The 5853-nt window shown below is 35.2% G+C and carries 8 protein-coding genes; 3 read left to right on the top strand and 5 right to left on the bottom strand.

The features are described 5' to 3' along the window. From BKK47_RS11855 to rdgC, 5 genes are all read right to left on the bottom strand, one after another. On the bottom strand, positions 1–383 hold a 383-nt coding region (locus tag BKK47_RS11855), incomplete at its 3' end, for a hypothetical protein (protein ID WP_143529631.1). A 28-nt stretch (positions 384–411) separates the two neighbouring features. Then, positions 412–546, bottom strand: coding sequence for a hypothetical protein (locus tag BKK47_RS12805; RefSeq protein ID WP_256856284.1), 135 nt, complete (start codon positions 544–546; stop codon positions 412–414). Positions 547–575: 29 nt separating this feature from the next. Next, positions 576–860, bottom strand: a complete 285-nt coding sequence (locus BKK47_RS11850) for a hypothetical protein (RefSeq protein WP_077495026.1) — start codon at positions 858–860, stop codon at positions 576–578. Positions 861–892: 32 nt separating this feature from the next. After that, complete coding sequence (locus tag BKK47_RS11845) at positions 893–1258, bottom strand: hypothetical protein (protein WP_143529630.1); 366 nt, start codon at positions 1256–1258, stop codon at positions 893–895. Further along, the gene (gene rdgC / locus BKK47_RS11840; RefSeq protein WP_077495024.1) at positions 1255–2166 is read right to left on the bottom strand and encodes a recombination-associated protein RdgC; all 912 of its coding nucleotides are present in this window, start codon (positions 2164–2166) and stop codon (positions 1255–1257) included. Before rdgC ends, BKK47_RS11845 begins: the two co-directional genes overlap by 4 nt. 158 nt (positions 2167–2324) lie before the next feature. Here rdgC and BKK47_RS12570 point away from each other — a divergent pair, with 158 nt between their 5' ends. The 3 genes from BKK47_RS12570 to BKK47_RS11825 all read left to right on the top strand — a co-directional run bounded on the left by BKK47_RS12570 (position 2325) and on the right by BKK47_RS11825 (position 5613). Beyond that, positions 2325–2624 (top strand): hypothetical protein, encoded by a 300-nt coding sequence (locus BKK47_RS12570; protein ID WP_077495023.1) that lies wholly within the window; start codon positions 2325–2327, stop codon positions 2622–2624. Between the two features lie 156 nt (positions 2625–2780). Continuing rightward, the gene (mobH, locus tag BKK47_RS11830; protein WP_077495022.1) at positions 2781–4691 is read left to right on the top strand and encodes a MobH family relaxase; all 1911 of its coding nucleotides are present in this window, start codon (positions 2781–2783) and stop codon (positions 4689–4691) included. 25 nt (positions 4692–4716) lie between these two features. Continuing rightward, entirely contained in the window at positions 4717–5613 is an 897-nt protein-coding gene (locus BKK47_RS11825; RefSeq protein ID WP_077495021.1) for a tyrosine-type recombinase/integrase, read from the top strand. The last annotated feature ends 240 nt before the right edge of the window (positions 5614–5853 follow it).

Here is a 5853-nt window from a genome sequence, read left to right as displayed (position 1 = left end):
GCTAATACATCTCTCTCATATTCAAAATCTTTTATTTTGATGTGCTTTTGGATTGGTAAATATCCAAAGCAGCACATAGATATACAAAGTGATAATACTAATCCTATATTAGTTTTTCCAATAAAGACTAATATAGAAAAAACAAATATCAATACAATAAAGATAAACCCTAGTGCTTTTTCTAATTTACTAAAGTAAGGTTTTGTCTTAGTGACTGTTTTTTGTTTAATAGCCTTGAATTTGTGTCCCATATAATTGAACATTAAATTTCCAGATTCATCTCTTCCTAAAGGGATTATTATTCCAGCTCTACCATCTATAAAACTAGGTACGACATACTCAATGTCATCTATAGTTATTGTTTTATATTCTCTCTTATCCATATTTTAACCTTTCCAGTTTTTTCAAAACTTAAAACTTTTTCAGTGAGATTTTTAGTTTGGTAAGGTCATTTTCAAGTTTGCTTACTCTTCTTGTTAAGATCATATTGCCTATACCAAGTAGAAAAACAGCGATTCCGAGTAGAATCAAAGATGCAGTTTCCATGTTTTCTCCTATTCAAAACTTAACTCTAATTAAGAAAAATCAGATGGGTTTTGCTCCCATTTTTCCCAAATATTGCAAGTAACCCCTATTTTTCTAGATTGATTCAGGATTCGTCCTAATTTTTTTCTTAAGTATTCATCATTATCAGATATGTAATCTGTACCTATCACTGTTACCTCTTTAAAAGGTAAATCAATGCCTTTTTCCAATTTCATTTCACATAAATAGAGCACTAATTTTAGTTTATCTATATTAGCTAACTGAATTTCGCGATCTGCTGGACAATAGTTTAATCGGATTATAATTTTCTCCATATTTTGTCTCCTTGCAGTCAAAACTTAACATTCTATTCTTTAATCACTAAAGTTATTTTAGTGTTACAATTTTGCTTAACAATTTCTGTAACTTTACGCTTTGTTTTATCATCTTGTTCAATTTCATGAAGTGAAGAATAAGGAATTACACGATCACCAATAGAAGCATCATCTAACTTGATGAGTTCTTTATCTATTAACTTCTCTAGTATTTTTTCTAAATTTTTTCTCTGCTTATTTATTTGTAAGACGTTGATAAAAACAAAAGATTGGATGGTTAAAGCAGACAATGCTATATAGGTATATACATTAATTCCTTTTTCGATGAAGTCTAATATTAATGCAATAAAAAGCATTGTCATTGTTGTTAAATTAAAAATTATTACTTTTTTCATCATTGCTCCCTTTGTTTTTCTCCGCCGAATTCCGCCAATAAGTTTTCGGTCAATTGACTTAGAATTCCCGTCATTAATACAAAATCCGCATCAAAACGCTGAGCAAAATCTTCTTTCAAAATATCATCATTTTTTTCACGGATAACATCAGCAAATTTTAACCGTCTAAGGGTACAATCTTCGTGAATGACAAAGCTCAAATTGTCTTCCCAGTTTAGAGCAAGTTTGGTGATAATTTTTCCCTGTTGGAAATGAGAGAGCATTTCTTCATCTTCAAGCGGTTGCTTTTTACAGCGAATAACACTGTCTTCTTGACCGCCACGTAATTCCGCTTCATCTAATACCATTAACCAATCAGGTACGCTATTTTGAGTTACCCAATGGGTTAAAACTGTACCAGGTTCATTGGCAAAAGCAAGAGGAACAACCGGCAGTGAGCCTAAGGATTTACGTAGTAGGGCTAAAGTATCTTCCGCACGTTTATTTGACGTTGCATCGATATAAATTAAGTTTTGCTCTGTATCAATCCACAATGCCGTATGTTGATTCTTGCTGAATGCTTGAGGTAATAAATTCATCACCACATCATCCTTTAACATTTGTTTTTCAGTTTTCTTAAGTTTGCGTTGTTCTTTTTGTTCCAATGCAGAGATACGACTATTTACTTCTTTATTAACGACCTGTGTCGGTAAAATTTTCTCCTCTTTTTGAGCAACCAATAAAATCTGTTTGCCTACGGAAAAATACAGTAAATCAGAATCACGCAATGGTGATATCCAACCGAATTTACTCATATCTTGTGCACCACAAGGCTTATATGAGCAATCACTCAGTTGATTTTGTAATTGTATTAAATCCCAATTAAGAGATTTTGTTAAACGATAGATAATGGCATTCTTAAACCAAAACATAATCTAACCCTCTTATTTTGTTATCTCTCACATCATAGAGATTTGAACGAAAATAGCAGTGAGAAATTATCTCAAGATTGCAGAGAATTTTTCATTCAATTAAGAAGGTTGAGACGAGTAACATTGAATTGAAGCAAATTTCTTAAATGGTAGAGATAATGAAACGGCATATATTCTTTTTAAGCATCCTACTGATACCGGTTAGCCTTGTTGCAAATATTCGTGATCCGCATGAAGGGGGGATTTGTCATGTTGAGGCAGAATATTATTATCCCGGCGTGTGGGAGAGATATAGTGAGAATGAGTTGATTTGTAATTATTGGAAATTTTTAAGTGAAGATGAGAAACAAGCCTTGGAATCAGAGTTAAATGATTATCATAGTAATGAGACAGATGATAAGGTAGATGAAGTTGATAATAGCGATTATGATACTTTAGATGAAATGGATGGGAAATAGAACACTAAAAAAGCCAAAAGGCTATTAAGGGGGCCCTGAAGGGCCAATAAGGGGAATAATTCAAGGGTAACCTTTCCAAGGGGAAAGGTCTTACCCTAAAAGGCCAAAGGGCTAAAGGGCCTTTGGTTTGCTCATTCATATTTTATAGGGTCTTTAATGTTTAAATCACTGGTACAAATTTTCAAGTCAAAACCAACCGTATCTCATAAAGCCAAGACAGATAATCCGTTACCGAGACAGGAGCTAGATGGTTGGATTACCCCATATTCTGCCTCGGAGTTACTCAATACAGAGCTGCGCCAACGCTATTTAGCCTTACTGTGGCAACAAGTGTCAATGAGCAGGGAGATGTTTGATGAGCTGTACCAGAAGCCGATAGAACGCTATGCGGAAATGGTTCAACTCTTGCCTGCCTCAGAATCTCATCATCACGCTCACTTAGGTGGAATGCTTGATCACGGGTTAGAGGTCATCTCATTTGCAGCTAAACTCCGTCAGAATTATGTATTACCGCCGAATGTGGCACCAGAAGAACAAGCTGAACAGAAAGATGCGTGGACCGCTGCAACTATTTATCTTGCATTGGTTCACGATATTGGAAAAGCCATCGTTGATATTGAAATACAGTTGAAAAACGGAAAACGCTGGCTAGCGTGGAATGGTGTGCCAATAGCTCCCTATAAATTTAAATATATCAAAACGCGCGATTATGCACTTCATCCGGTACTAGGAAGCTTTGTCGCTCATAGTTTAATTCCGACAGAAGCCTTTGATTGGTTAGCTACTTATCCGGAAGCTTTTTCTGCATTAATGTATGCGATGTCCGGTCATTATGACAAAGCTGGAGTCTTGTCTGAAATTATTCAAAAAGCCGATCAACGTAGTGTAGCATTGGCGCTCGGCGGCGATATTACGAAATTAGTTCAAAAGCCAGTAGTATCATTTGCCAAACAGCTAGTATTAGCTCTTCGCCATCTCGTTTCACAAAAATTGAAAATTAGTGAAAAAGGACCGGGTGATGGTTGGTTAACGGAGGATGGATTATGGTTGATGAGCAAAACAACTGCCGATCAAATTCGTGCCTATTTAATGGAACAAGGAATTAGCGTTCCTGGCGATAACCGGAAATTATTTGATGAGATGCAAGCGCACAATGTGATTGAACGAACGGCCGAAGATACAGCTATTTGGCATTGCCAGCTTAAGTCAGATGCCGGATGGAAACCGAAAGATAAGTTTAGCTTATTACGCGTGAAACCGGAGATTGTGTGGGATAGTCTTGATGATCGCCCGGCACTATTTGCCGGTACAATCAGGGTTACTGATAAAGAAGAAAATAACGACAGTGAAAAAGCTGCACCGAATACGGATATTAACCTCTCAGAGGTAAACCTTACTGCGAGTATCGAAAAGGAAAATTCTGAACCTGATGCAGTTTCTAAAGAAACCACACTTCAAGAAACTGGGACAGTAATAAAAAATGGGGATAATGAAAGCGTTGATTTTCTGCTTAATATGTTTGGTGCAGATGAAACTGTGCCAGTTGAAAAAACGAGCGAACCATTTAAAACTGAAGCAGTAATAAAACCTGCAAAAAAAGCTGAAGCAATGCAATCAAAAATACAGGAAACAATAGAGACTCAAGAGACTAAGCCGGTTTCTTTACCTGTTGAAACAGCGGAGGCATGCACAGAAGGGCAACAATTTGTAGATTGGTTGAAGGAGAAACTATTCAATGGGAAATTAACATTCAATGATCGTACTGCGAAAGCCCATATTGTTGATAATTGTCTCTTTATTGTTAGTCCAAGCTCATTTGAACTGTATTTACAAGAGAAGGAGTTGACTTATAATGAAGAAACTATTAATAATTTACAATATGAATTTCAAGCACTTGGCTTACATAAGAAGCGTATAATAGGTGATGATAGTACAAACTTTTGGCGTTGCCGTGTTATTGGTCCAAGAAAGGACTCATTTTTAGTTGGCTATCTCATTCCGAATACACAACTGTTTTTTGGTGAAAAAATTTTAATAAACAATAGGCATCTATTACTAGAGGAGTAAGTTATGCAAAACACCAATATTACATTTGAGTTTTTATTACAAAATTTTTTTCCATAGATATCTGCGTGCAGATACGAAGAAAAGCTATGATAAAGCAATTCGACAAGTACGTAAGCATTGCGGTGTAGAGTACCCTTCCCAAATAACCACTGAGATGTTATTGAAATGGCGTAATAGTGTGATTAATACGAAAGTAAAACCTGTTACTTGGAATAGCTATATACGGCATCTTAAATCTATTTATAAATTTGGTATTGAACAAAAATTATTAAATTATGATGAAAATCCGTGTAATAAATTATTTTTGCGAGTCGGTAGGCCAAAAAGAAAAGTTTTAACACCTACTCAACTAGATAAGCTGGACTTTTTTCTTAGCAATGAAGATAGTCTACCTGATGTATTAGAACCACAATGGTTTATTTTAGCGTTGGTTAATACATTTCGATTTACGGGAATACGAAGAGCTCAATTACTGAGGTTAAAAATAAAAGATGTTGATTTACATCAAAAGGTAATTCATATTTCACCGGAAATTAATAAAAATCACGAATATCATTGTATTCCTATTTTAGATAGGCTATACCCATATATTGAAAAGCTAATTATAGAACTAAGAAAACGTCATCAAAATGTTGATTCCCAGCTATTTAATATTAACTTATTTCGAAAAACTCGATATACAGGTCAAGTAATGACAGAGTTTCAAATTAGTCATTTATTTAGAGTTATTTCAAGTAGGATAGGCTTCCAAGTATCACCACATCGGTTTCGACACACTGTTGCAACGTATCTAATGAAAGATCCAGAAAATTTGTATGTGGCTAAACAGCTCTTAGGGCATAAAGACGTGAGAGTAACTCTAACTTATATTGAGAGTGATGTTGAGATGCTGAGAGCAAAAGTTAATTCGACATTATTATAAAATAATCAATTATCCAGCCTTTACAAACTTTAGAAATTGTGTAAGATCCGATCTGATTTGATCTGTGACTGAACAAATCAATTGCTATGTATCGGCTGGGTACGGGCAAATAGTTTTGTGGCACGATCATTAATAACTTTTTATGTGTAAAGACTTTACGCAAGGGATTGAAAATCCCCGTGTCGGTGGTTCGATTCCGCCTCGAGGCACCATTTCAAAATCTACTCCTCCTTAGTTCAG

The organism is Rodentibacter mrazii, from assembly GCF_001998825.1.
In the GTDB taxonomy this organism is placed as follows: domain Bacteria; phylum Pseudomonadota; class Gammaproteobacteria; order Enterobacterales; family Pasteurellaceae; genus Rodentibacter; species Rodentibacter mrazii.
Note: the sequence above shows the minus strand (reverse complement) of the source record. Positions and strands in the feature narration are given on the sequence as shown.